Source organism: Pseudogemmobacter sp. TB195, from assembly GCF_058313095.1.
Map to the genome: position 1 here is coordinate 64,589 of NZ_JBZEGG010000008.1, position 26,789 is coordinate 91,377.

Consider the following 26,789-nt stretch of genomic DNA (forward strand, 5'->3'; position numbering starts at 1 on the left):
GCACAGGAAAGAAGGCCCGACCGACAAGGGCGGCTCACCATGACCGAAGGCAGGAAAAAGGCGACGCCGGTCCGGCGCGACTCAGCCGCAGGGTCGGGTTTCGGCCCGGTTTTTGGCCGGGCATGTGAAAATTATAAGCCAATATCAATATCATAATTTCGAACTGCCCTGCTGTTTTGCGCTTTCGCTCTGAGGGCAGTTGACAGCGGCAGAAATATTCCTTCAGAATTGTCGTACATCGTACGGTATAATCGTACGATCTCTGGGAGGAGAAAAATGTTCAGATCTACCATCGCAGCCGCGGTCACCGCGCTGTTCTTCGGCGGTGCTGCAACGGCGCAGGAAATAACGCTTTCCGCCGGTACCGAGGGCAACCAGGACGGGCTCTATTACGCAACGCTGACCCTGCTGGATGAAGAGCTTCGGGCCCGTACCGAGGGCCGGGTCGGGCTGCGTATCTACCCGAACCAGCAGCTTGGCGATGAACTGAGCATGATCGAAGGGCTGCGCAGCGGATCGCTTGATATCGCGGTGGTGGGCGGGGCGAATTTCGCAACCTATGTGCCGCAGCTTCAGCTTTTCAGCGTGCCTTATATCTTTGCAGATTATCAGATTTACCGCGCCGCGATGGCGCCGGACAGCCCGGTCTGGACCCTGTTGGAAGATCAGGTCGCCGCTGCCGGTCTGGGCATTTCCCTGAAGGCGCCCTCGACCGTCGGCAGCCGCTGGGTCGCCAACAGCAAGGGTGAAATCACCAGCCCCGCCGATATGGCGAAGCTTGCGCCACGGATGCGTGTGCAGGCCAATCCCATCGAATCAGAAGTTTGGTCGACCTATGGCGCCAGCCCGGTGAATCTCCCGATGCCTGAAGTGGTTGCGGCAATGCGCCAGGGCGTGGTCCAGGCGGTGGAAAACGCACCTGACGTGCTTTTCACCTACAAGCTTCACGAAGTGGCCAAATACATCTCCAGGACCGATCACTCCTTCTATGTTGCGCTTGTGATCGCGTCGGATCCGTCGCTGGCTAAGATACCGGAAGATCTGCGCGACGAGGTCGAGGGGGCTTTCGATGCGGCCGGTCAGCGCCTGCTTGATCTGTCGCTGGAATTCCAGGAGCGAGCGATCGAGGGTCTGACCAAGGGCGGTGCGGTGATCTCTGAAGTCGATATTCCGGCTTTCCGCGCGCCGCTGGCCACGCTTTACGAGCGGGTGGCAACCGAAGCCGACGCGATTGATCTTCTCACCGCGATTCGCGGTCTCTGAACGCAGACAACCCGACCCGGGCGCCCATGTTGCGGCGATCGGGCCCCTCAAGGACAGTTCCGATGACCCATCGTCCCGGGCGGGTGGCGCGGCTTTTTGCTGCGGCCGACAGCCTGATCCTCAATTTCTGCACCATCTTGCTGGTGGTGATGTGCGGCGCGCTTCTGCTGGAGCTGGTGGCACGAAATCTGTTTCGACATTCCTTTATCTGGTCGATGGAGACGGCGACGATCTGCTTTGTCTGGATCGCTTTTCTTGGCGGTTCGGTGGCGGCGCTGCGCAAAGAGCATTTCGCGGTTGACCTCCTTTCCGGCTTCGTGGCGCCTGGCAGTCCGGTTGCGCGCGGGCTGGAGGTCCTTGGCCATGCGCTCTTCACCGGCCTCGGTCTTCTTTTCCTGGTCTATGGCTGGAAATTCGCGATGGCAGGCATGATGCGGCACTCCTTCTCGCTGGGAATCCCACAAGGCTACACAATGCTGATCATGCCGCTCAGCGGGGCTTTGTTCACGATTTCAGGGCTCTGGAATCTTTTCGGCGTGGTTTCCGGCGAGCGCGGAGAAAACGCATGAGTGAGGCCTGGCTTGTCGTGCTGCTCTTTGGCAGCCTTTGCACATTGCTCTTGCTGCGGGTTCCGTTGGCCGTTGGCCTCGCCACCGCAACCATGCTGACCATTCTGTGCACCGGTATGCCGCCGATGCTGCTGGTCGAGCGGATGTATGCGGCGCTGAATTACTTTCCGCTGCTGGCGATTCCCTTCTTCATCCTGGCCGGATACCTGATGAACCAGGGCAATATCACCGACCGCTTCATTGACCTTGCTCAGGTTCTGGTCGGCCATATCCGGGGCGGCATTGCCCAGGTCAATGTGTTCTGCTCGATGATGTTCGCCACCGTTTCCGGCACCGCCACCGCCGATACGGCCGGGATGGGATCGATGATGATCCCGGCCATGGTCAGGCGCGGCTATTCGCCGGGCTTTTCGGCAGCGATCACGGCGGCCTCCTCGACCATGGGCGCGATCATCCCTCCCAGCGTGCTGATGATCGTCTATGGCTCGCTGACCAATATCTCGATGTCGCGGCTTTTCCTGGCCGGCTTCATCCCCGGCGCCTTGGTCGGGATCTCTCAGATGGCAATGGCCTGGTTCATGGCAAAGCGAATGGGGGTCGAGTCGACGCCGCGCGCCCGGGCCCCTGAAGTCATCCAGGCTTTCCGCCGCTGCCTTTTGCCGCTTGGGGTGCCGGTCATTATTTTTGGCGGCATTCTCTCGGCGGTTTTCACCCCGACCGAGGCCGGCGTTGTCGCGGTTGCCTATACATTGGTGGTGATCGTGCTGCTGCGCAGCATCCGGCTGAACCAGCTGCCGCAGATCGCAAGGGATGCTGCGCTTATGGTGTCTTTGCCAACTTTCGCCATTGCCGCTGCCGTGGCTTTCGGCTGGATGGTGGCCTATCTCCAGGTGCCGGAAATGGTCGCCGGCCTCATCGAGGGGCGTGACATTTGCCCGACCACCGGCCTTTTGCTGATCGTGGCGATCTTCTTCACGGTCGGCCTCTTCATCGACGGGGTTCCCGCGATGATCATCTTCCTGCCGATTGCGCAGCAGATTGCGGCCTCGGTCGGGATAGACCCGCTGCAAATGGCGATGGTGATCGTGATGACAGCAGCCCTTGGCCTGATCACGCCGCCTTTTGGCCTGTGCATCCTGATCGCGGGCTCTATCGCCAAGGTGCCGATGCCGGTGGTGATCCGCGAGACCATGCCTTTCGTCCTCGCCATGCTCCTGCTGATCCTGGCGCTGATCCTCTTCCCGCAAATCGTTCTCTTCCTGCCCGACCTTATCATGGGAGCCGCCTGATATGACCATGAACCCGATCCATGAAATCAGCATCGGAGAGAGCGCGACGCTGCGTCGAACGGTCTCGGAATCGGATGTCTATCTCTTTGCTGGCATCAGCGGGGATATGCATCCGAACCATGTGAACCGCGAATATGCCGAGGGGCGCTTTGGCGGGCGCGTCGTGCATGGCGCTTTGCTGCCGGGCTATATCTCGGCCTGTGCGGTGAACCTGCTGGGCGAGCGGCTTGAGCCGGTCGGCTATGCGGCGCAGATCTTTTCGGTGAAATGCCTTGCGCCGGTGATGATCGGCGACACCGTGCAGTGCACGGTCACGGTCGATGCGGTTGACGTTGAGCGGCGCAAGATCTTCTTCGCGGCAGAGGTGCGCAACCAGCGTAGCGAGCTTTGCGCAACCGGTGAAAAAGTGGTCAAGGTTTTGCGTCCGCGTCCCGACAGCAAGGAGCCCAGCCCATGACAAACGCGCCGGAAGGCACTGACCGCAAGTTGTTGCGCTCGTTGTTGCGGGCTGTCGATGTGCTGGAAAGCATCGGTTCGCATGGCAAGGGCATCAGCGAGATCGCCAAGGACCTCTCGGTCTCCAAGGGGACGGTCTATGATATCGTCCGCACCCTGGAATCGCGCAATTTCCTCAGCCAGGACCCGCAGACCCAGGCTTACCGGCTTGGCGGAAATCTGCTGCGGCTCGGGGCTGACCGGCTTGCTAGGCTTGATATAGTCGAGCTGGCGCGCCCGCATCTTCAGGCGCTGACCGATGAGGTCGGCGAGGTGACCCACCTTGGCCGGCGCGAGGGATTTTACGCCTTCTATCTGCTCAGGGCCAGCAGCCGGCGCGTCAGCCATATGCTGAACCTGCATTCGCGGGTGGGCGCACCGTCGCCGCTGCATTGCACCAGCATGGGCAAGATCTTCATGGCGCATATGAGCGATGAGGACTTTTCCGCCTTCCTCAAGGAACCGCGTGAGCGCTTTACCGAGCGCACGATCACCGATCCATTGGCGCTGGAAGCCGAGCGCCGCCGGATCCTGCGCGAGGAGTGCTCTTTCAATATCGGTGAATTCGAAGAGGGCGTGTCGTCGATCGGCGTGCCCTTGTACAGTGGCGGCGGCACTCTGGTCGCTGCGATCAATTTCGCCATCCCTTCCGTTCGGATGCCCGAGGAGTCGATCCCCCGACTGTTGGGCAGGTTGCGTGAAACCGCCGCGCTTATCACGCGCGGGCTGGGGGCCTGACAGGAAAAACTCATGAAGACTATCTCTGTGGTGACCGCCGACGAGGCCGCAGGCCTTGTCAAGGATGGCGATACGCTGGTGATCTGCGGCTGCGAGAATGTGCTGACGCCCGATGCGCTGCTGGGCGCGCTTGGCCGCCGCCATGATGAGACCGGCGCGCCGAAGAACCTGACCGAGATCCACCCCATTATCGTCGGTATGGGCGCGGGGCGCGGGCTTGAAAACCTCGCCCGCCCCGGCATGGTCGCGCGCGCCATTGGCAGCGGCTACTCTTTCCTCAAGGAATCGCGTTACACGACACTGCTCAATGCCAATGCGTTCGAGGCGCATTGCCTGCCGATGGGCACCGTCTTTCAGATGCTGCGCGGCATTGCGGCGAAGCAGGAAAAGACCGTGACCGAAGTGGGTCTCGACACCTTTGTCGACCCGGATCTTGGCGGCGGCCGGATGAATGCCGCCGCGAAAGAGCCGATTGTGCGCAAAGAGATGGCCGATGGCAAAGCGCGCCTCGTCTACGACAATCCGCGCATAGATATTGCCTTCCTGCGCGGCACCTCGGCTGATGAGTTCGGCAATATCTCGCTTGAGGATGAGCCGGTCTCGCTGGGCATCCGCACCATGGCCATGGCCGCGAAGAATTCCGGCGGCAAGGTCATCGTGCAGGTGCGCCGTCTGGTGAAAGGCGGCTCGCTGCATCCGCGCATGGTCGAGATCCCCGGTATTTTCGTTGACGCGGTGGTGGTCGAGCCGGAGCAATTGGTCTCGGGCGGCGCTCTGAACCCGGCCCTGACGGGCGAGGTGCGCATTCCCTACCAGGGCCAGAGCCGCGTCGAGCCCGGGCCCTCGCGCATCATCGCGAGCCGCGCCGCCCAGGAAATCCGCGACGGAGAGGTGGTCAATCTGGGCGTCGGCATGCCGATCGAGATCCCGCGCATCCTGAATGAGCGCAGCGAAAGCGGCGGCACCACTTTCTTTCCCGAACATGGTTCCATCGGGGGGGTGCCGGGGGATCGTGCGATCTTCGGCACCAATGTGAACCCCGATGCGATAATCGATTCCACCAATGTTTTTGACTTTTTCCTTGGCGGCGGGCTCGACATCACCTTCCTTGGCTTTGGCCAGCTCGATGCGCAGGGAAATGTGAATGTCAGCCGTTTCAACGGCATCGTGCCCGGCTGCGGCGGCTTTGTCGACATCACCCATCAGACGAAACGGGTGGTGTTCTGCGGCTCTTTCAATGCCGGCGGCGTCGATATTCGCTGGCAGGACGGGCGTCTGGTCGTGGCGTCTGAGGGGCGGTTCCCGAAACTCATCCCGGCAGTCGAGCAGGTCACCTTCAATGCGGCCTCGGCACGGCGCAAGGGGCAGCAGGTGCTTTATATCACCGAACGTGCCGTCTTCTCCTTGCAGGAAAACGGCCTGCGCCTTGATGAGGTCGCCCCGGGGATCGACGTGAAAAGCCAGATCCTCGATCTGGTTCCCTTTGCCATCGAGGTCAGCCCGGCGCTGAAGCCGATGGATGCCCGCCATTTCGGAGATCAGTGATGCAGCGCGACTGGAATGAAAAACCTCTGCGCGAGGTGGAAACCGATGTCCTGGTGATCGGCGGCGGCGGTGCGGCCTTGCGCGCCGCGCTTGAGGCCCGCGAGGCCGGAGCCGACGTGCTGATCGCCGTCAAAGGCAATCTGCGCGGCAGCGGCGCCACCTTCTACAGCGTCGCCGAAGTGGGCGCCTTCAACGTGCCGGACGGGGCAGGGGACAGTTCCGACAATCCGGGCGTCCATGCCGGCGATATTCTGTATGCCGCCCAGGGCATGGCCGATCCGCGGCTGGTTGAGATCCTGACCGAAGAGGCGGAAGAGGCGCTGCATTACCTGGAAGGCAAGGGCGTGCCGTTCGAGAAGACCGAACAGGGCGGCTATCTGACCTTTCGGGCCTGCTTTTCCAGCCGGCCGCGCTCGCATGTGATCCGCGACCATTTCAAGCCGATCATGCGCGCCCTTGGCAGTGAGGTGACGGCGAAAGGCATCCGGGGGCTCGATCAGCTGATGGTGGTCGATCTGGTCGTGCGCGACGGTATCTGTCTTGGCGCGCTTGCGATTGACCGCGAGGGCGCGCCGGTCCTGTTACGTGCCGGTGCGACGATCATGACGACGGGTGGTGCGAGCCAGCTCTTCTCGAAAAACCTCTATCCGGCCGATATCACCGGTGATGGCTATGCCATGGCCTGGCGGGCCGGAGCGCATCTGACCAATATGGAATTCATGCAGGCCGGGGTCAGCATCCTGTCGCCTTTCGTGAATCTCTTCGGCAATTACCTCTGGGATGCGCGTCCCAACCTGACCGATGCCGAGGGTCAGCCGGTGATCCAGCCTTTCCTGCCGGAAGGTGTGACCCGCGATGCGGTGCTGGATGCCAAGGAGAACCACTTCCCCTTCAGCGCGCGCGGCGTCTCGCGCTATGTCGAGATTTCGATCCAGAAGACCATCAACAGCGGCAAAGGCACGCCCGAGGGCGGGGTCTGGATGGATTTCCGCGATACCGATTTCGACAAGGTGCTGGGCGACAGCAGCCGCTCGATCGCGCATATGTGGCCGTTGACCTATGACTGGTACCTGGCCAAGGGTGTCGATCTTTACAAGGACCGGGTGCAGATCACCTGTTCCGGCCATGCGATCAACGGGGGGCTGCGCATCGATGCCGGGGCCGGCTCGAACATCCGGGGGCTTTTCGCTGCCGGCGAAACCGCCGCCGGCCCGCATGGCGCCGACCGGCTGGGCGGCAATATGGCGATGACATGCCAGGTGTTTGGTGCAAGGGCCGGGCGGGCAGCGGCCGCGCTTGCGCTGGCCGAGGGGCGGCGGCCTTTGCCGGATCGCTGCGCGGCGGAACAGGCGAGGCTCAGCGCGGTCATGGCCCGCAAGGGTGAGGAAAGCGCCGAGGCGGTCCGGCTTGATCTTCAGGCGCTGGCAACCCGGCATCTGCTGGTCGTGCGCGACGGTGCGGGGCTTGCGGCCTTCCTGTCGGGGGCAGCGGCGCTGCGCGACAGGCTGGCGCGGGTGCCGGTCGACAATCCTGCGGCGCTGCGCTTCGTGCTGGAAACCGAGAACCTGCTGGAAACCGGCTGTCTGATGGCGCGGGCGGCGCAGGAGCGCACAGAAAGCCGGGGCGGCCATTACCGTGAGGATTTCCCCGCCGCCGATCCGGGCCAGGAAACCAGCATCATCTTTGACCGCAATCGGCCGGAAGGCTTCTTCCGCGCCGCGCTCGGCTCGCTCTGATCTGATCTCGCGGAACGGCAAAGCCGGCCCCCGGGCTTCCGGGTGGCCGGCTTTTTCTTATCGGGTGCATTCTGCCTCTTGACCCTGCACTGCCCTATTAATGTATATTGCCAGCATTAGCCATTAATGGAGCGAATGATGCAGCAGGCCCCTGTTATCCAGCTTAACCCGGCCGACAGTGTCGGTGTGCTGCGCCGGATGCTGAAGATCGGTGAGCCGCTCGGGATTGCCGGTCTGAGCGCCACGGATCTGCTGCCGCGCGGCCATAAGGTCGCGCTTCAGGACATTCCGGCCGGGACAGAGGTGCGCAAATTCGGCCAGGTCATCGGCATTGCCAGCACCGGCATTGCGGCCGGCCAGCATGTCCATCTGCACAATCTTTCGATGACCGACAGCGCGGTGCGCCATCAGTTCTGCACCGAGACGCAATGGCCGGGGCTGCTGCCCGAGGCTGAGCGCGCGACATTCATGGGCTATGATCGTGGCTATGGCGGCGTCGGCACCCGCAACTATATCGGCATTGTCTCGACGGTGAATTGCTCGGCCACGGTGTCGCATTACATCGCCGAGCATTTCAACCGCTCCGGCGGGCTGGATGGCTATGACAATATCCATGGCGTCGTGCCGCTGACCCATGGCGGCGGTTGTGCGATCAACACCAATGGCGAGGGCTATGAATATCTGACCCGCGTCATCAGCGGCTATGCCACGCATCCGAATTTCGGCGGCATCCTGATGATCGGCCTGGGCTGTGAGACCAATCAGATCCGCCCGATCCTGGAGCATTACAAGCTGGAAGAGGGCAACCGCTTCCGCACCATGACGATCCAGCAGCTTGGCGGCACCCGCAAAACCATCGAAGCCGCCTGCGGGATGATCCGCGAAATGCTGCCCGAGGTGAATGCGGTGAAACGCAGCCGCCAGCCGCTTTCACATCTGAAAGTGGCGCTGGAATGCGGCGGATCGGATGGCTATTCCGGGATCACCGCCAATCCGGCGCTCGGCTACGCCTCGGACCTTCTGGTGCGCAACGGGGCTACGACGGTGCTGGCAGAGACCCCGGAAATCTACGGTGCCGAGCATTTGCTGACCCGGCGTGCCCGCAGCCCGGAAGTGGCGGAACGGTTGCTGGAGCGGATTGAATGGTGGCGCGGTTATACCAGCCGCAACGGGGCAGAGCTGAACAACAACCCCTCGCATGGCAATAAGGAAGGCGGGCTGACCACCATTCTTGAAAAGTCGCTGGGCGCGGTGGCGAAGGGCGGTTCGATGCCGCTGAACGCGGTCTATCACTATGCCGAAAAGATTACCGAGCAAGGGTTCGTTTTCATGGACACGCCCGGATATGACCCGGTGGCGGTGACCGGCCAGGTGGCGGGCGGCTGCAATATGGTCTGCTTCACCACCGGGCGCGGCTCGGTTTCGGGCTGGAAGCCCAGCCCGACCATCAAGATCGCCACCAATACCGTGATGTATGACCATATGAAGGAAGATATGGATATCAATTGCGGTGATATTGCCCGTGGCACTGATACGATCGAGGCGGCGGGCAGGCGGATCTATGATCTGGTCCTTGCCGTCGCCTCGGGCGAGCGGACGCTTTCCGAGCAGTTCGACTATGGCAATAATGAATTCGTGCCCTGGCAGGTCGGGGCGGTAACCTGATCCTGAGACTTCGCCCCGGATCCCGCCGGGGCGCCCGCAGTTTCAGGGCCGGAAGAAGGGCTGCGGCGTCGGCTGATAGCGGTCGCGCATGGCGGCGGCGCGCGCTGCGACCTTCGCCACCGAATTCGACAGATGCAGTGCCATGGCTTCTTTGACCGCCGTCGCATCCCCTGCTGCCATAGCGCGGAGCACGGTCAGATGCTCGGCCAGGAATGGTTCTGTCTGCGGCATTTCCAGTCTGCGACCCAGAACCTGGCGACTGAGCAAAAGGAGGCACTGTGTTCGACGGAGCACGGAAACGAAAGTCGCATTCGGACAAAAGCCCAGACAGGTCACATGCAGATCAAGTTCAAGCGCATACAGATCTTCAGCGCTGAGCGAAACATAGCGTCGTAGCGCGCCCTCATGGCGCGTGATCATGTCGGTGAGCAGATCCAGGGGAATAAAGGGGGTCGCCTCTGCAAGGGTGCGTGGCTCCAGCTGCAGGCGCAGTTGATAGAGCTCATGAATCCTTTGATCGTCCAGCGGGACCACCAGCCAGCGCTGGCTGGAATCCTTGCCGATCAACCCGAGCGGTTCAAGATGCTGAAGCGCATCTCGTGCAACGCTGCGCCCGACATTGAAGTGGCGCGCCAGTTCCGCCTCGCTCAGCCGCACAGCCCCGAAGAAAGCCTGATGGACGATAATCGCTTCCAGCTCATTGCCGAATGTCTGCCAGGCGAGCGCGGGCGGTCGTTCTTCAAGGATCAGGCTGGGCAGGACTTTCTCCAATAGCTCGCGTCTTGGTGGCGTTCCGGGCGGCCCAACCACCAGGCCCCTGCCATCGAAGCGATACGCCTTGCCCTTCCCCTCCAGTCGGGCGATGGCCTGACGCACAGGCACACGGCTTATGCCGAAATGCTGCGCGATCGGCCCTTCGAGCATCACGGTGCCGACCGGAAGAATGCCAGCATCAATGGCTGCTTCCAGACAGCCTGAGGCGAAATCATGAAGAGATTGTTTCGGCATGTGGTGCATTTTGCCATCGTTTCCTCCGCGTATCTTATCAGGCCGGAAGCCGCAGTGCCATGCAGAGAGACTTTCACATACCGCCCCGTTTGCCCTGGATATGCTCATAGCCCCTGCAACTTGTCTGACTGCCGGGTGACCGGCGCGCGGCCCGCCAGAGCTGCCGCCCGGACCAAATGCCGTGCCAGGCAGCAGTTTTCGTATAGCACGAAAGGCGTGGTTCCTTCTGAGAGGAGCTTAGACAAGCCGGAAATCTGTCCGGGGATCGGGGAGTAACTCAGATCTTCTGCCTGCGTGTTCGGGGGTATCCTGAGTCGGGCGGTACACGGCAGGCAAAGGAGACGACTGAGCAATTCAGTATCGAAAAAATATGTTAAAACAGTTATTTAAAATAACTACAGCGACCGGATCTGCCGCTCCGAGAGTCTAGTTTTCCAGCAGAATTTCGCGCCAACCTAGCCTTGAGCGCCGGGTCTATTTATCGGCGGCGTAAGGTTTGCCCGCCACCACCCAGTCCGACGGCGAGACCTCAGTGAAGACGATTGTGGTCGCCTCGGGTGCGCTGCCGGCCTTTTCCTCGAACAGGCGGGTGATACCCTCGGCCAGCTCCATCTTCACTTCATAGCTGCGGCCGGGGAACAGCTCGACACGGATAATCGGCATGGGTCTTCTTTCTGATCTGAAGGGATCGGGTCAGCCGCAAAGGGCCTCGATTTCGGCAAGCAAAGCGGCGGGAACCTCGATCAGCTGACCCTGATGTTGCGCCCGGGCCGCGTAACGGCGTGCCGAGGGCATGCGCAGACCGGGCTCCGCCGCGAAATCCGCCAGAAGCCTTTCACCGAGCGCGCCGGCATCATGGCCGAAAGCGGTCGGGTCTAGCGCCAGGATCAGCTCACCGCCTGGCGGCGGGCCAATGTCCGCAATGCCGGTGGCGACGATCTGCCGGCTGGTCATCTCGCCGATCAGCGGCCCGGCGATCAGTTCCACCATCAGCGACATGGCCGAGCCTTTATGGCCGCCAAAGGGCAAAAGCGCCCCCTGCAGGACGGAGGTCGGATCAGTGCTGGACTGGCCCGCCGGGTCGATCCCCCAGCCCTCCGGTAAATCCTCACCGGCGAGGCGGCACAGCTCCACCTCACCTCTCGCAGCCGCACTGGTGGCGAAGTCGAATATCATCGGCTCGCGCCCGGGTCGAGGCCAACCGAAGGCCATCGGATTGGGGCCGAAGAGCCGCTTTGTCCCGCCATGCGGCGCCACCGCACATTGCCCGATCACGAAGGCCCAGGCGACCAGTCCGGCGGCGGTCAGAGGCTCGATCTCCGCCCAGAGCGCCGAGAAGTGGTGACTGTTCTGCACAGCCAGCGTGGCGATGCCCTGGCTGCGTGCTGCACCGATCAGCGCCTCGCGCGCATGGGCAAAGGCAAAGGGCGCGAAACCGCGATCACCGTCACAGCGCAGAACCGCAGGCGCGGTTCTGGTCAGGCGCGGCTTTGTTGCGCAAATCCGGTTATGTCCGGAGTTCCCCTTTCCCCTGACAGACCTATCCCGCGCGCAGCGTGAGGGGCGTTCCAAGGGCGGTGAAGCGGTTCAGGATGGCCGCCCTGATCTGAAGCTCGGCCACCTGTCTGTCGAAGTCGCGCGACATGACGCGCTCTCCCAAGAGTTTGAAGCAGCGCATCTTTGCCTTGACCAGGCTTCGTCGGTGATAGCCGGCCCAGCGTTTCCAGATCGCTCGGCCAAGACGGCGGCAACTGCGCAGGGCGTTGTTGCGCGCGACCGCCCCTGCCGTGTGTTCCTTCCACGGCTTGCCGTTCCTGCGGGGCGGGATGACTGCCGCTGCCCCGCGCGCCGCAATGGCGGCGTGACAGGCCCGCGTGTCATAGGCCCCATCGGCGGTGACCATGCCCAAGGGCTGATCGCCAGGGATCTGGTTCAGCAGGTCGGGCATAACGGGCGCATCGCCGATCCGGCTGCCTGTGATCTCGATAGCCCGGATTTCCAGCGTCTCAGCATCAATCCCGAGGTGAACCTTGCGCCAGTCCCGCGGCTTCGACGGGCCGTGTTTCTTGGCCAGCCACTCGCCATCGCCCTCGGCTTTCACGCCAGTGCTGTCGATCAGCAGGTGCAGAGCGCCTGAGCTGGGGCGGTAGGGGATGTGGACGATCAAGGTCTTTTGGCGACGGCATAGGGTGCTGAAGTCCGGCACCGGCCAATCCAGCCCGGCAAGCTCAAGCAGACTGGCGATCATGCCAGTCGTCTGCCGTAGCGGTAGTCCGAACAGGGTCTTCAGCGTCAGGCAGGTCTGGATCGCGGCATCAGTGAAGACGGGCTGACGACCACGCTTGCCGGTTGGCGCGGCAAGCCACTGCGTCCTGGGGTCAAACCAGATCGACAGCGACCCACGCCGCGCAAGCGCAGCATTGTAGTCATGCCAGTTCGTGGTGCGGTAAGTCGGCGGCTTCGGTCTGCTCATACCGCCTGACTAACAGACTGGATTCGTGAGGTGAATCCTACGCTTCATTTGCGCAACAAAGCCGGATGAGAACCACACTGCGGTCCTCAGCGACTTCGGCTTTCAGGAGATGATAAACGGCTGACGTCAGCGCGGCGTCCCCTCCTTCAGAAATCGCCTGCATGTAAAGCGCAGATCCGACCTGAAACGAGCCTTGCCGGCGTGACAGTTACCGTTCGGATCCCTGATTGCCGCAGGTGCAACGCGGGTTTTCCGGAGATTGCGTTAATCATGACACGCCTGATGTTTCGGGGCGTTACGCTGCATTTCTTGCGGTTTCATCTGATGAATTGCTGCATGCCTTCGTGATGGGTATCGCCTTTAAAGTGTAACCAGGTCGTCGCGATTCAACCTGATATCAGGTGCCTTTTGGGATCTGTCAGGTGCAGCGGTCCGGCCCAATCCGAAGGGAAGACCGATGCGGCTGAGCAGTGCCGGCATAACTCCATCTCCAGATTTTCGCGCCTTCCGACCTCTGGTCTGGCTTGTCGGTCTGATCGCGGCTCTGTGCATCGCGCTGGTCTCGCCGGCCCTCGCGCAGGAGCGCCAGCAGATCGCCGCCGTCGATCTGTCGAACATCTCTGTCATGGGCAATGCGCCCAGCAGCCGCACATTTACGGTTCCGGCCGGGAGCCGTGTGACCGAAATCGAGACGGCAATCGGTGTTTCGCATCGCGGCAGCAGCTATGGCTCCGAAACCGTGCTGGCGCTGATCGCGCCGGGCGGGCAGCGCTTTGAATTTACCGGGCCCGAGATGAATTTCGCATCGCAGCCCGGCTACTATCGCGCCACCAGCAGGTTGCAGGTCAACCCGCCGGTGCTGAATGCCGGCGGCACCTGGACTGTCGAGCTGAGTGATACATACGACGATCGCGCCAACCCGGATTACATCACCGACAGCAATTCCGGTATCGTCCTCTACGACCTGCCCAACCCCGAGCTGAGCCTTTCAGGCTCGTCAGCCGTTCTGGTGATGGGAACCGCCATTGACCCGATCCAGGCCAGCGCTACCGGTGGCGTCGCGCCTTACACCTATTCCATCAGCCCGGCTCTGCCGGCAGGTCTGACGCTGAACGCAAGCACCGGCGCGCTGACCGGCACGCCGGAAGCAGGCAGCCCGGAGACCACCTATACCATCACTGCCGTCGACAGCCGCAACCTGGGCGATGAGGCGACGCTGACCCTGACGGTGGAGGACCGGTCGCTGGTCCTGACCCTGTCGGATAGCAGCATCTCGGCGATCCGGGGCACCGCGATTACCCCCGTCACTGCCAGCGCGAGCGGCGGGGATGAGAATTTCAGCTTCTCCATCACGCCCGCCCTGCCCTCAGGTCTGTCGATTGACGCAGTCACGGGCACGATCAGCGGCACGCCGACGGTTGCCAGCCCGGTCACTGGCTACACGGTCACCCTGACCGATGGCAACGGCTATACCGAGACCGCCGCTATCAGCATCGGGGTCGAACACCCGCCGCTGGGCCTCAGCCTGTCGCAAAGCTATCTGCGCCTGACCCGTGGTGTGGCGATTGATCCGGTGGTCACCGCAACGATCACCGGCGGCTCGGGCACGGTCAGCTTCTCGGTCAGCCCGATGCTGCCTGCGGGGATCGAGCTTGACCCGGTGACAGGCACGATCAGCGGCACGCCGGGCGCCATCCTTTCCGCCACCGCCTACACTGTTACCGCCACCGACCAGACCGGCCCCTCGCTCAGCGCGATCCTGACAATCAGCGTCGAGAATGATGATGAGCGCGTCGCCGAGGCGTTTGAGCAGGCCACCACCCGCTTTATGGCGGCGCGGATCGAGCGCATGCTGGCCTCCGAGCCGCGCGGCTACCGGCTGGAAAACCGGGGCGATACCTCGGGCAATGGCATCACCTCGCGCTCGACCCAGGACGGCACCGATCTCAGCTTTGCCGCCGGCCGGCTCAGCGCGGACGGGCTGTGGTTCCTCTGGATTGAGGGCGAATATGCCGAATACCGCTACAGCCACAGCGGCGAAGCGACGCGCAAGGGCGATTTCGGACTGGTCTCGGCAGGGTTCGACTATCTGCTGAACCCTGATCTGACGCTCGGGATGATGGTCCAGGTCGACCGCATGTCCGAGACGGCAAAGGATGCCAGCGACATTTCCGGCAATGGCTGGATGGTCGGGCCTTATATCGCCGGCCGCTTCAGCACCGATCTCTATTATACCGCCCGCATCGCCTATGGCCGCTCTGACAACGACGCGGCGCTCGACGTGTTCGGCGGCGGTGCGGAGTGGTTCCGGGGCGGCTTCGACACCGAGCGCAGCCTTGCCCGTGCCAGCGTCTATGGCATCCGCGATCTGTCGTCCGGCGTCACGGTTTCGCCGAAGCTCGACCTCGCCTGGATGCGCGAAAGCCAGCAGGATTACACAGTGAGCGATGGCGTCAGCAGCGTCGCCGTTGACGGGCTGGCCGTTGAAGTCTGGCGCCTGACGCTGTCCTCTCGCTTCGAGGGGCCGGCGGGACAGAACCTGCGCGCCTTTGTTGAGCCGTCGCTCGCCTGGGACTTCGCGGGCAGCGGCACTGAGGAAAGCGACGATCTGATCGGCGCGCTGGAGCTGGGCCTGCGCTCGGACGCGGCCAGCGCCTGGCAGAGCCTTGTCGCGCTGCGCTATGAGGGGATCGGGGCTGACGACCGGGAGGCGGTCGCGGTGCGGCTCAACCTCAATCGCAGCTTCTGATCTGCCGTGCTTTGACCGGGTTTCCGGCTGTGGCCCCATCGCCGCAGACCGGTACCCGGCCAGACTCTCAGCGAGGTCCGGGCTCAGGGACCCAGCCGCGTCAACGGGGGTACCAGTGGCACCTCCGGAGCAAACCCGGAAACGTTTCTGCAACAAATGGGTCGCCAGTGACACGCATTATGTTCCGGGGCGTTACATTCTGTTTCGGACGGTTGCCTCTGCCCGCTTGATCGCGTGGCCCGCTCCCTGCGAAAGATACCTGCTGCCTTCGCGCAGTCGTTAACGCGGCTTCTGCCAGCGGGTTCCAGTGCCAAATTCCCCCAAATTTCCGGTTCGGAGACGCTGATGACCCGTGAGCTGATTTCCTCGTTTCATGAGCTTTCCGCAACAGCCGGGCCAGTTGGGCCAGAGCTGGCAACGTCCGGGCTGGTGACACCGGATTTCGTGCCGCTGGAGCCGCGTGTTCTGATGGATGCGACGCTGGGCTGGGATATTTCGGGCGCCGATGACCTGGCGGAACTGCTGTCGGGCGTGCACCACCTGCTGGAAAACCAGCTGTCCGGCATTGATGATATTCTGTCGCAATTCGACACCCTCGCCAGTGCCGCGCTTGGCGTGCTGGATGTGCTGGGCGGTGCCGGCAGCCAGGCCGGCGTCGGCGGTGCCGATCAGATCCAGGACATTGCCGACCGGCTGCGTGCGACGATGGCCGAGTTGCGCGACAGCTCTGCCCTTGCGCTGCGGCTGCTTGGCGCGGATACGGCAGGTGGCGATACGGCTGCCGATCTGGTCGGACTGCTGAATGCTGAGCTGGGCGCATCGGTTGTCACAGGGGACGACATCCGCGCGACCTTTGATCTTGCAGCCTTCACCGGCAATACGGTCGGCGCCAATATCGTCACGCTGGTCGAGAGCCTGCTGTCGCGCAATCCTGGCGCCGGTTTCACCGCCGAGGGGCTGCATGCCACCATCACCTCGGTCACCGATGACTATTACGCCGCCGCGCTGAACGGGCTTTTCAGCATTGAGCTGTACGATATCACCATCGGCGGCCAGACCCTTGTCAGCTTTACGCAAAACGTGCTGGACCCGACCCGCGTCGATGTGGCGATCAACCTGCCGCAGTTCGATTTCAACTTTGACGCACTTGCCGAATGGGCGTTCGGTTCTGCCGCGCTGCCCTTCGATCTGGCGATTGAAAGCGATGCGACGCAGTTCCGCTTCCAGCTGGGCGGCGAGATTGCGGCGGTCGAGGGCGGCACCCAGATCCGCCTGCATGTCGACAATCTCGACTTTGACCCGCTGGCACAGTTCGGCGGGCTGCTGGATGTTTCGGGCTGGAATGAGACGGTCAGCCTTGGCCTCCTGTCGCTGGGGATCGACGCGATTGCACTGGCTGAGTTCCGCGTCTCGGTCAGCTATGATGTGGATGCCGATCTCGGCTGGGGCCTGACCATCGGCGCGGCGGGGATCACGGTTGAGCGGCTTGATACCGATACCGGGCTCGGCATCACCACCGAAATCCGCGAGATCGGGGCTGCGGATTACACCGAAGTAACCGAGGGGGAGATGTACACCCTCGCCGCCCTGCAGCTGAAGGGCGGGCTTGATCTCTTCGGGCTGGTTGACGGGCCGGATGGCGCGGGGATGCCTTTCGCAATCAACATGACCTTGTCCTCGGCGCTTCTTGGAGCGGGCATGGGAGATGCGGGGATTGCCGACCGGCTGTCGCGCTTCCTGTCGGATGCCCGGATCGGCTTTGATGTCGATCTGTCGGGATCTGTGGCAGATGAGGGCCTGCGCGAGACGCTGGAAGGCGCGATCGAGGGACTGGCCGCGATGGGGATGGCGCAGATTTCCTCCTTCCTCTCCGATATCGGCGATGTAATTGCCGGCCTTTTGCAGAACTCGCTCCTGAATGTCGAAATCCCCTTTACCAGTATCGAGTTGTCCTCGGTGCTGGCTGAGATCGCCGATGCCTTCACCTCGATCAGCGATCTGTTCCATATTGATCCGGCGGGGCTGGGCTTTGATCCGAAGGCCAGCTCGGTCGCGGTGATTGCGACGGCGGTGACCGAGCTGACCGCTGGTTTCGACCCCTCGGTCCTCAGCGGCCTTGATCAGATCACCTTTGTTGTGGTGACCGAGACCGGGCGTGAAACGGTGAATGTCAGCCTGACCGGCAATGCTGTCCTCGCCGATCCCACGGCAACGGCTGCGGCGAAGACCGCAGCTCTGGCCTCGCAGATGAACACCGCGCTGGCCGCCTATGGCTTTGCCGTCACCGCCAGCGGCCAGGACCTGCGCATTGCCACCGCGAATGGTCAGCCCGCCGCCAATGCGCTGGCGCTGCTGGGCGCGCGGCGCACCAATGGTCAGGCGACGGAGTTCGATTTCACCGATCTCGGTTTTGCCGAAGATCAGCTGGCCGGTGCAGCCGGGGTCTATGCCGATGGCGAGGAGGAAATCCTCGGTCTGCGCCTGGTGGATGCCCAGGGGCTGACCTTCACCCCTGGCGCAGATTTTGCCGAAACCATGATCGGTGTGGAGAAGCTGATCTTCACCGCCGTGGTCGATGGCAAGACGATCCCGGTCCAGGTGCTGAAACCGGCGGATGGCTGGTATGATGCGGATGGTACGCCGAACCTGACCGGTATGCTGGCGGCGTTTGAGGCCGCGCTGGCGCTGAACGCGCTGCCGCTGGAGGTCACGCTGGAGGATGGCGGCTTCAGCTTCGCCGCTGTGGGGCCTTCGGGCACCTCGATCACCTTCGGCGCTGATCCCGAACAGATGACGCGGGCCTTTGACCTCGCCTCGCTGATGGAATGGGTCAATCTGCAACTGGCGCAGACCGAGACACTGGCCGGTGCCGAGCTGCGGCTGACCGCCGACGGCGCTCTGATGTTCACCTTCCCCGAGGTGACGGTGCATGCCGAGATCGAGGGCAATTTCTCGCTGGCAAATCTCGGCCTCGACGGACTGTCGAACCTGTCGCTTGCCGCACGCGTGCAGGCGGCGCTGTCGGCGAGCTTTGACGCATCGGTCGGGATTGACCTGATCGGCTTTGCCTCGGCCATGGTGGCGGCAGCGGGAGAGGGTGCGAATGCCATCGAGGCGCGCCATGCGCTGGACAAGGCCGACGGGGGCGAGGCCTCCATCGGTTCGGCGCTTCTCGACAATATCTTCTTTGCCGACCTGGCGCTTGAGGCGCAGATCACCGGAAGCGCCAGCAATATCACCGGCAGCGCCGATCTCGGGCTGATGTCGCTGACCTTCGGGTCGCAAAACTCGGCGCTGAACTTCCTGGAAATCGACACCCAGTTCGATTTCAGCATCGTGGGGCAGGGGGGTGACGGCTTCTCCAGCCGGGTGACGCTGCAGAACATCCTCGACGCCTTCCTTTATGAGGATGCCGACGGCAATCTGAACGTCACGCGCGGGCTGAACACGCTGATTGGCCGCGCCGATCTGCAGGGCGGTATCGTCACCGATGGCAAGGGCGCCGCGCTGGACGCGGATGGTGCGGCCACCACTGACCGCGCCGATCTGCGCCATGTGGATGCCGATGGCTATACGCTGTCGGAAGGCGAGATCCTGTCGCAATTCTACCTGCAGCTTGGCGATGTGAAGCTGAATGTGATCGGCATCGAGGGGCTGAATGAGGGCCTGATCGATGGCATCGCGCTGACCATCGACGATCTCGCCAGCCCGCTTAACAGCCTGAACTACCGCCTGCTCGGCGACGGGACCGAGGCGATCAATTCGCTGGCGACGCTGGGCGATGGCGACATTCTCGACAGTTTCAGCACCATCCTGAACCTCGTCAGCCTTGCCGGCGAGACACTGAAGGAAAAGCTGCCCTTCCTGAACCAGAATATCCCGCTGCTGAATTTCTCGGTGCTGGATGCGGTGGATTTCGCCAAAGATCTCGCCGCCGAGATGCAGGAGTTGCGCGACAACCCGCAATCGGGTCTGGCAAAACTGGAGACCATGCTGGAAGGCGTCTTCGGCCAGGACACCGTCAGCCTCGTCTGGGATGCGGATGCGAAAACGCTGCGCTTCGGGCTCAGCTTCTCGTTCCTGCAGGATTATGCGCAGTCGCTGCCGTTCAACTTCGATCTGCAATCGCTGATCGGCGATCAGCTGGCCTCGATCGTCGGCGCTGATGCCGCGAAGATCCTGACCAATCTGGCCGATGTGAAGGGCGATGGCCGTCTGGTCTTCGACCCCGATCTGACGATGAATTTCGCCTTCGGGATCGACCTGTCGCAGGTGTTGCTGAATGACGCGCCCACTGCAAGCGGCGAGACGCTGCTGACCGATCTGGCGACGGTCGGCGCGCTGGTTGAATCCGCCGAAGGGGCGAATGATCTGCGCATCCGCTGGAAGGATGTGACCACGGGCGCGGCAAAAACCGTCAATATCGACATTGCCGGTGCCGCCACGCTGGAAGAGCTGGTCGCGAAGATCAACACGCAGCTGCAGGGCGCGATAGGCGCCAATGTCAGCTTCACCTTTGACGCTGAAACCGGGCAGATCACGCTGGCCGATGCCAATTCCGGCATCATCCTCGCCGATGATGTCGAGGCGCTGTTCGGGGCCGAGACGGCTGTCGCGGAAGTGGTCGACGGCGCGACCGTTCTGGCGTTGGCCGAAGGGTTTGAGGATTACGCCGCCGGCTACAGCTTCCACATCGCCTTTGGCGCCGATGCCGGCAAACTTGGCGCGGGCGTGGATATCACCATCGCCGCCGAAGAAGGCCGCACGGCGGAGGAATTCGCCGCGGCCCTGAACGCTGCCCTTGCCGCCGCCGATGTGGCGCGCAGCGAGGTTTCCGGCCGCGCGGTTTCCGGCTGGGCCATCGCGGTCAGCCAGCTGGTCCGGGCCGAACTGGTCGATGGCGAAATCCGCCTGACCGGCACCAATTTCGCCGAGAGCATCGGCGCCGGTCCGATCACCTTCGGCGTGTCTGGCACCGATGGCGGCCATGCCATCACCTTCGAGATTTTCGAGTTGGGCGGCTCCAACGCCGCCCGCCTGCTGGGCTTCGACAGCATCGGCAAGGTGATCTCGGGCGGTGTCACCTCGAAAACCCTGCTGCAATCGCAGGAAATCGGCGCGCCCCGCGTCTATCTCGATACCGAGGCCTCGGGGCTGAAGCTGGAATTCACCGCTGGTGCCGAGGATGGGCTGAACCTGAAACTCGGCTTCGGCCCGATCTCCATCGGCGTCGTCAACGGGACCGCGCTGCTGACGGCGGGCGCGGGCAGCACCGACCCGGCGCATCTGTCGCTTGGCTTCAACGATATCGATGGCGACGAACACGTTGGGCAATACAACCTCGGCGACCTGGCCGCGCTGGTGATGGATGGCGGGCGCTCGCTGCTGGATCTGTTCAACATCGACGTGGCCATCGGGATCGTGGTCGATCTGGCATTCGAGGACAGCCTTGGTTTCCTCAACAGCAACGAACATGGGCTGACCTACCGCGCCGATCTGGTCACGACCAATGGCCCGGTCTCGCTGTCGGGCCAGGTGCTGGACGCCTTCTCCGGCGATCTGATCAATCTGTGGAATGGCGATGATCTGGAGGGCGAATTCGATCTGCGCCTGCCCTCCATCGATGACATCACCAGCTTCCTGTCGGATTTCAACATCCTGGCCTTCCTGAACGATCCGGCGGCGGTGCTGGATGGTCTGGACATGATCCTCGACCGCATGCAGCAACTGTTCGATGACTATCTGAAGGGAATTGATCTGCCGGTGGTCGGCAATGCCATTGGCTCGGCCGTCACCTTCTTCAGCGATTTCCGCTATGGCATTCTGGCCGAGGCACGCGAGATCGCCCATACGCCGATGGAAGATGGCAGCCTGCCGACCACCATCGACCTGCTGACCGGCTGGTTCAACGATCAGCTGAACGCGGTCTTCAACCCGAATGGCGAGAAGATTCAGTTCATCCAGGCCGCCCTTGATACCGAAGGCGGCATGACCGACAGCTACCTTTACGGCGCGATCAATTTCGCGGCGGTGATCTTCGACGAGTTCCTCGACATCGCCTTCGATCTTGGCCTGCCGGGCTTTGATCTGGCGGTGAAGGAAGGCTCGGGCATCCGCATCACGCTGGATTACAGCGTGAACCTTGGCTTTGGCCTGAACAAGACCGGCTTCTTCCTGCTGAACGACACCGATCAACAGGAGATCCGCATCGGCGTGACGGCGGATGCCGGCACCTTCCAGGGTTCGGCCAAGTTGATGGGCATTCTCGGCCTTGATGTCGATGCGATCACCAAAGTGGATGGCAGCTATATCGGTGAGGGCACGGGCGAGGGCACCGCGATTGTCACCGGCACGCTCGGCGTCGATCTTTACGGCGATCAGGGCCTGACGATCATCGACCGTGACGCCACCGAAGGCGCGGGCGAGATTGCGATTGATCTGAGCGGCATCACCCCGCTGACCGGCACCGGGGCGGAACTCAGCTATGAAAAGCTGGTCTATCTGACCCGGCTTTCCACCACCAATCTGGTGAATTTCGTCTTTAACGCCTCGGTCGATATCCAGCTGGGCCTGACCGCGAACATCATCGACCCCACCAAATCCGGCAACCAGCCGCTGCTGATCGGCGGCTATCAGGTGATCCCCTCGGTCAAGACCGAGCTGATCGTGCTGGGCGGCTATGATTCCACCAGCGGCGCTGGCTTCACCTTCGAGACGGTGGCCTTCGAGAATGTCCGCATCGACGCCAGCGTGCTTTACGACGCGGTGATCCGCCCGATCCTTGACCCGCTGATGGCCTTTATCGAGCCGCTGGCCGCTGCTTTCAGCTGGATGCAGGAGGTGCCGTTCAGCTTCGTCGTCGACGCGCTGTCGCAGTATTTCCCGATCTTCGGCGTGGTGAACTCGGTTCTGAAGACTATCTCGGACATCGCGAATTTTGTGGAAGCGCTGCATGCCTCCGGTGGCGAATTCGTCTTCGGCACCTTCGATTTCACCGGCAGCTTCGTGGGTGACGACGCAACGGGCAAGATCGACAGCTCGTCGATGGTGATGGATGCCTCGTCTTCCTCGACCGCGGTTCTGGCGGGCAGCACCAGTGGCAATGCGCTTGGCGTTTTCGGCAGCCTTTCCAGCGGTTTCGCGCTGGAACTGCCGCTGCTGAGCGACCCCTATTCCGCGATCAACATCCTCCTGGGCAAATACGACCAGGTTGATCTGGTGAAAGTCCACTTCACGCTCTTCAACCTGAACCTGCCGAAGACCGATTTCGTGCAGCTGATCCTGGGTGAGATCGGCGCGCCGGGCTGGGTGAAATCGATCATCTCGGGCGCGCTGAAATTCGAGATCGGCGCGCATGCCTATGCCGGTCTTTCGGCGGGCTATGACCTCTCGGGCATCGTCAATTTCGTCAATACGCTCGATCCGGTCCGGCTGCTGGACGGCGTCTTCCTCGACACCAGACCCTTCATTGATGTGGGCTTCCAGGTCGCGGCTTCGCTGAACCTTGGCATTGCGGGGATCAAGGTTGGCGGCGGCGCCAGCGTCTGGCTGGGCTTCAACGACCCGAATGACGATGGCAAGCTGCGCTTCCCTGAGCTGCTGGCGATCATCGATGCCGGGATCGAGAACCCGTCGAAGTTCCTTGGCTATCTGTTTGAGGGTGGCTTCAACGTCAATTTCTACCTCTCGGTCTGGGCGGGGATCAAACTGGGCTTCATCAATCTGACCTTCGACATTGATGTGGTCGATTTCGATGTGACCATTCCCTTCGGTGGCTTCCAGCTGCCGCCGCGCCTGACGCCCGCCGTGGCGGATGGCGGCACAGCTGTGCTGGCCGTCGGCTCGAACATCGGCAATTCGATGTCGACGATGGACAAGGATGGCAATGACGTCATCACCCTGACCGGGCCGCATTCGCCGATCCAGATCGGCCTCTCGAACGAGCAGGGCAGCCTCGGCGGTTCAATGAACCAGAATGTCGGCGGCATCATCATTCCGGCGGGTGAGGGCAACAACACCATCAACCTGTCGCAGCTGGAGACCGATATTCCTATCGTGATCTATGCCGATGGCGGCAATGACACGGTGATGCTGCCCGATGAGGGGCTGATCGTGGTCTTCCTCGGCGATGGTCAGAACAAGGTCACCGCCAATCCGGGCGCGACGGGCACCTATGTGATCTTCGGCGGCTCGGGCAATGATGTGATCGACATTCCCGGCGGCAATGTCGTCTTCTTCGGTGATGGCGATTACGGACTGCGCGACATTTTCCTCGCGCGGTTTGCCAGCACCGATCTGTCGGTGGCCGAGATGACCGCGATCCTTGGCATCACGGCGGATGGTCAGGTCGACACCTCGGTCCGGGCCGAGGCGAATTACGCGATCACCGATGTGGACGGGGTGGCGAAGAAGGTGACGCTTGCGGCCTTCCTTGATGATTACACCCGTTACACCCAGACCAGGGCCAGCACCGCTGCCGATACCGTCACCACCGGGGCCGGCAATGCGCTGATCATGACCGGCGCAGGGGCCGACAAGATCAAGGCAGGCGCGGGCAGCAGCGGTGTGGTCAAGGTCTATTCCGGGGCGGGCGATGACGATGTCACCGTCGCCGGTGCCCAGGCTTATGTCGAGGGCGGGGCGGGCGCCGATATCATCCGCACCGATGCGGCGGCCTCCGAGATCTGGGGCTGGGGCAAGGCGGCGGGCGAGAGCGGGCTGCTGGACACCACCGGCAATCCGCAGGCGGCCAAGATCAACCAGCTCGCCAGCCGCGACGGCGCCGATATCATCCTCGGCGGCGCCGGCAGCGACACGATCTATGGCCAGCTTGGCAATGACGTGATCGAAGGCGGCGGCGGCAATGACGTGCTCTATGGCGGGCGCGGCACCGATCTGATCACCGGCGGGCGGTTCGAGATCACCTCGGCCAAAACCGGCGCGTCGATCTCGGTCGAAAGCTACAACAAGAACACCGGCTTTGGCCAAAGCGTCTACCTCTCGACCCAGGATCTGGCCGATGGAAATGACGCAATCTATGGCGGCGATGGCGATGACATCCTGCTGGGCGGGGGCGGCGACGACACGCTTTCGGGCGGGCGCGGCGCCGATGTGCTGATCGGCGATTTCGCGAAGATCCGGCTGTCGGCGAACCTCGTGGCCGAGGATATCGAGACGCAGTTCGACAGCTCGGCCAATGCCGGGGTGGACCATCTGAACGGCAATGAGGGCAATGACATCCTGATCGGCGGCGGGCGCGGTGACATCATCACCGACACGCTGGGCGACAATATCATCCTCGGCGATTTCGGCGTGGTGCGCGGCACCCGTCTGAATGAGGCGGTCTCCTCGGTCGAGACCCGCACCGATGCGATGGGCGGGGCCGATCTGATCACCACCGGCGCGGGCAATGACTATATCCTCGCCGGGATCGGCAATGACACGATCTATTCGGGCGATGGCAATGATGCGATCCTGGCCGATGACGGGGTGATGTATCTGCTGCGCGACAAGGATGGCACGGTTACGGCCACGCTGGTCGATACCGGCACCTCGACCGGCAATGATGTGATCGTCACCGGCAATGGCAACAGCCGGGTGATCGCGGGTCTGGGCGATGACCGTATCACCGTGGGCGAAGGCCATAATGTGATCATCGGCGATCTGGGCCGCATCGACGCGACCTCGGCCGAGGGGATCTGGACCGCAACCGATGGTGCCGACACGCTGTTCGGCGGCAATGGCCGCAACAGGGCGGTGCTGGGCGGCGGCGATGACCGCGCCACTCTGGGCAATGGCGGCAACCGGGTGATCGGCGATGCCGGCACCCTGTCCTGGATCGGGCTTTCCGATTTCGGGGGCGACGTGATGGAGACCACCTATGCCAATCGTGGTGGCAATGACGTCATCACCACTGGCTCGGGCGCGGATGTGATCATGGGCGGCTTCGGCAACGACACGCTTTACGGCGGGGCAGGCAATGATGTCATCCTTGGTGACAACGGGCGCTATGCGGCGCCGCTGAACGGCAAAGCTGGCCGCATCACCTCGCTGGTCGGTGAAGAGGAAGGCCGCGACCTGATCTATGGCGGCGCGGGTAATGACATCCTGATCGGCGGCCAGGGCGATGACAGCCTGTATGGCGGCACAGGCGAGGATGTGATCTTCGGCGACAGCGGTGAGGTCACCTTCACCAATGCGACCGATATCGTCACCCTTGAGATGACCGATGTCACCCGGGGCGGCAATGATTTCATCCATACCGATGCCTCCGACAAGGGCGATGACATCCTGCTGGGTCAGGCCGGGAATGACACGATTGAGGCTGGCGGCGGCGATGATCTGATCCTTGGCGATATCGCCACCTTCCTGTTCTCGCATCCCGATCTGCGCCTGCCGGGCCAGTCGGCGGCGGACCGGATGATCCGGCTGGAATCAACCCGGATCGACGTGGGCGGCGATGATCTGATCTATGGCGGCACCGGCAATGACATTGTCGTCGCGGGTTTCGGGGCCGATACGCTTTACGGCGGCGATGGCCAGGATCTGCTGATCGGCGACACCGCGATCATCACCCGCCGCTGGGAAGACGCGGCTGCGGGCGGGCTGATGGAATGGCTGACCATCGACACCAATTTCGCCTTCGAGACCGGCGGTTACGACCATATCTACGGCGAGGGCGGTCATGATGTGATGATCGGTGGCCTTGGCCCGGATATGTTCTACGGCAACACCGCCGAGGATGCGATCTTCTCGGATGGCTATGCGGGCCTGTTCCGCGCCTGGCTGCCCTCGGGCTTTGTCGACCGGGCCGAGAAGGATCAGCGCTACCTCTACACCTCGAACTTCGCGGGGCGGGGTGCGGTGGATGTGGTGTCGAACGCACAGCAGAATGCGGCGATCGGCAACCCGCTGGAGGCGGTGCTGGAAAGCCCGCTGGGTAAGGTCGTGCCCTTCCCGGGTCTGTCGCGCCATGCGCTGGACCCCGATCTCTGGCGGCGCAGCATCGACATGCTGGACGATCCCGACGTGCTGCGCGCCCTGGCGCAGCTGATCGCAATGGGGGCGGGGTCCGACCTCTTGGCCGAAAGCATGCTGGCCACGCTGATCGAGGCGGGGCTGCTGTCGGGCGATACTGATCCGGTGATGCTGGAGATCCTGATCGGGCGTCTTGCCCAGGTGCTGCAAATGCGCGCCACCAATGCCGAGGCCGTGACGGGTGATCGACCGCTGGCCGCTGAATAAGACAAAAAAGGAAAG

At 62.6% G+C, this 26,789-nt stretch carries 14 protein-coding genes; 10 read left to right on the forward strand and 4 right to left on the reverse strand.

What is annotated here, in order from left to right; translation table 11 throughout:
* The first annotated feature begins 276 nt into the window (after nucleotides 1–276).
* The 8 genes from AC4FS3_RS09980 to AC4FS3_RS10015 all read left to right on the forward strand — a co-directional run bounded on the left by AC4FS3_RS09980 (nucleotide 277) and on the right by AC4FS3_RS10015 (nucleotide 9,300).
* Nucleotides 277–1,263, forward strand: a complete 987-nt coding sequence (locus AC4FS3_RS09980; protein ID WP_491020439.1) for a TRAP transporter substrate-binding protein — start codon at nucleotides 277–279, stop codon at nucleotides 1,261–1,263.
* Nucleotides 1,264–1,325: 62 nt separating this feature from the next.
* Nucleotides 1,326–1,832, forward strand: a complete 507-nt coding sequence (locus AC4FS3_RS09985; protein ID WP_491020440.1) for a TRAP transporter small permease — start codon at nucleotides 1,326–1,328, stop codon at nucleotides 1,830–1,832.
* Nucleotides 1,829–3,121, forward strand: coding sequence for a TRAP transporter large permease (locus AC4FS3_RS09990; protein ID WP_491020441.1), 1,293 nt, complete (start codon nucleotides 1,829–1,831; stop codon nucleotides 3,119–3,121). Before AC4FS3_RS09985 ends, AC4FS3_RS09990 begins: the two co-directional genes overlap by 4 nt.
* A 1-nt stretch (nucleotide 3,122) precedes the next feature.
* Nucleotides 3,123–3,578, forward strand: coding sequence for a MaoC family dehydratase (locus AC4FS3_RS09995; protein WP_491020442.1), 456 nt, complete (start codon nucleotides 3,123–3,125; stop codon nucleotides 3,576–3,578).
* The gene (locus AC4FS3_RS10000) at nucleotides 3,575–4,354 is read left to right on the forward strand and encodes an IclR family transcriptional regulator (protein ID WP_491020443.1); all 780 of its coding nucleotides are present in this window, start codon (nucleotides 3,575–3,577) and stop codon (nucleotides 4,352–4,354) included. The genes AC4FS3_RS09995 and AC4FS3_RS10000 overlap by 4 nt, the downstream gene beginning before the upstream one ends.
* Before the next feature lie 12 nt (nucleotides 4,355–4,366).
* Nucleotides 4,367–5,899 (forward strand): CoA-transferase, encoded by a 1,533-nt coding sequence (locus AC4FS3_RS10005; protein WP_491020444.1) that lies wholly within the window; start codon nucleotides 4,367–4,369, stop codon nucleotides 5,897–5,899.
* The gene (locus tag AC4FS3_RS10010) at nucleotides 5,899–7,635 is read left to right on the forward strand and encodes an FAD-binding protein (protein ID WP_491020445.1); all 1,737 of its coding nucleotides are present in this window, start codon (nucleotides 5,899–5,901) and stop codon (nucleotides 7,633–7,635) included. Before AC4FS3_RS10005 ends, AC4FS3_RS10010 begins: the two co-directional genes overlap by 1 nt.
* A gap of 138 nt (nucleotides 7,636–7,773) precedes the next feature.
* The gene (locus tag AC4FS3_RS10015; RefSeq protein ID WP_491020446.1) at nucleotides 7,774–9,300 is read left to right on the forward strand and encodes a UxaA family hydrolase; all 1,527 of its coding nucleotides are present in this window, start codon (nucleotides 7,774–7,776) and stop codon (nucleotides 9,298–9,300) included.
* Nucleotides 9,301–9,342: 42 nt separating this feature from the next.
* On the opposite strand, the gene AC4FS3_RS10020 is transcribed toward AC4FS3_RS10015, so the two are convergent.
* The 4 genes from AC4FS3_RS10020 to AC4FS3_RS10035 form a co-directional block, all read right to left on the reverse strand.
* Complete coding sequence (locus AC4FS3_RS10020; RefSeq protein ID WP_491020447.1) at nucleotides 9,343–10,308, reverse strand: GntR family transcriptional regulator; 966 nt, start codon at nucleotides 10,306–10,308, stop codon at nucleotides 9,343–9,345.
* Nucleotides 10,309–10,782: 474 nt separating this feature from the next.
* On the reverse strand, nucleotides 10,783–10,971 hold the full coding sequence (locus AC4FS3_RS10025) for a tautomerase family protein (protein WP_491020448.1): 189 nt from the start codon (nucleotides 10,969–10,971) through the stop codon (nucleotides 10,783–10,785).
* A gap of 30 nt (nucleotides 10,972–11,001) precedes the next feature.
* Entirely contained in the window at nucleotides 11,002–11,880 is an 879-nt protein-coding gene (locus AC4FS3_RS10030) for an Ldh family oxidoreductase (protein WP_491020449.1), read from the reverse strand.
* The gene (locus AC4FS3_RS10035) at nucleotides 11,849–12,781 is read right to left on the reverse strand and encodes an IS5 family transposase (protein WP_491020450.1); all 933 of its coding nucleotides are present in this window, start codon (nucleotides 12,779–12,781) and stop codon (nucleotides 11,849–11,851) included. Before AC4FS3_RS10035 ends, AC4FS3_RS10030 begins: the two co-directional genes overlap by 32 nt.
* 457 nt (nucleotides 12,782–13,238) lie before the next feature.
* On the opposite strand from AC4FS3_RS10035, the gene AC4FS3_RS10040 reads away from it, so the two are divergent.
* On the forward strand, nucleotides 13,239–15,530 hold the full coding sequence (locus AC4FS3_RS10040) for a putative Ig domain-containing protein (protein ID WP_491020451.1): 2,292 nt from the start codon (nucleotides 13,239–13,241) through the stop codon (nucleotides 15,528–15,530).
* Nucleotides 15,531–15,875: 345 nt separating this feature from the next.
* Nucleotides 15,876–26,774, forward strand: coding sequence for a hypothetical protein (locus AC4FS3_RS10045; RefSeq protein ID WP_491020452.1), 10,899 nt, complete (start codon nucleotides 15,876–15,878; stop codon nucleotides 26,772–26,774).
* Nucleotides 26,775–26,789 lie beyond the last annotated feature (15 nt).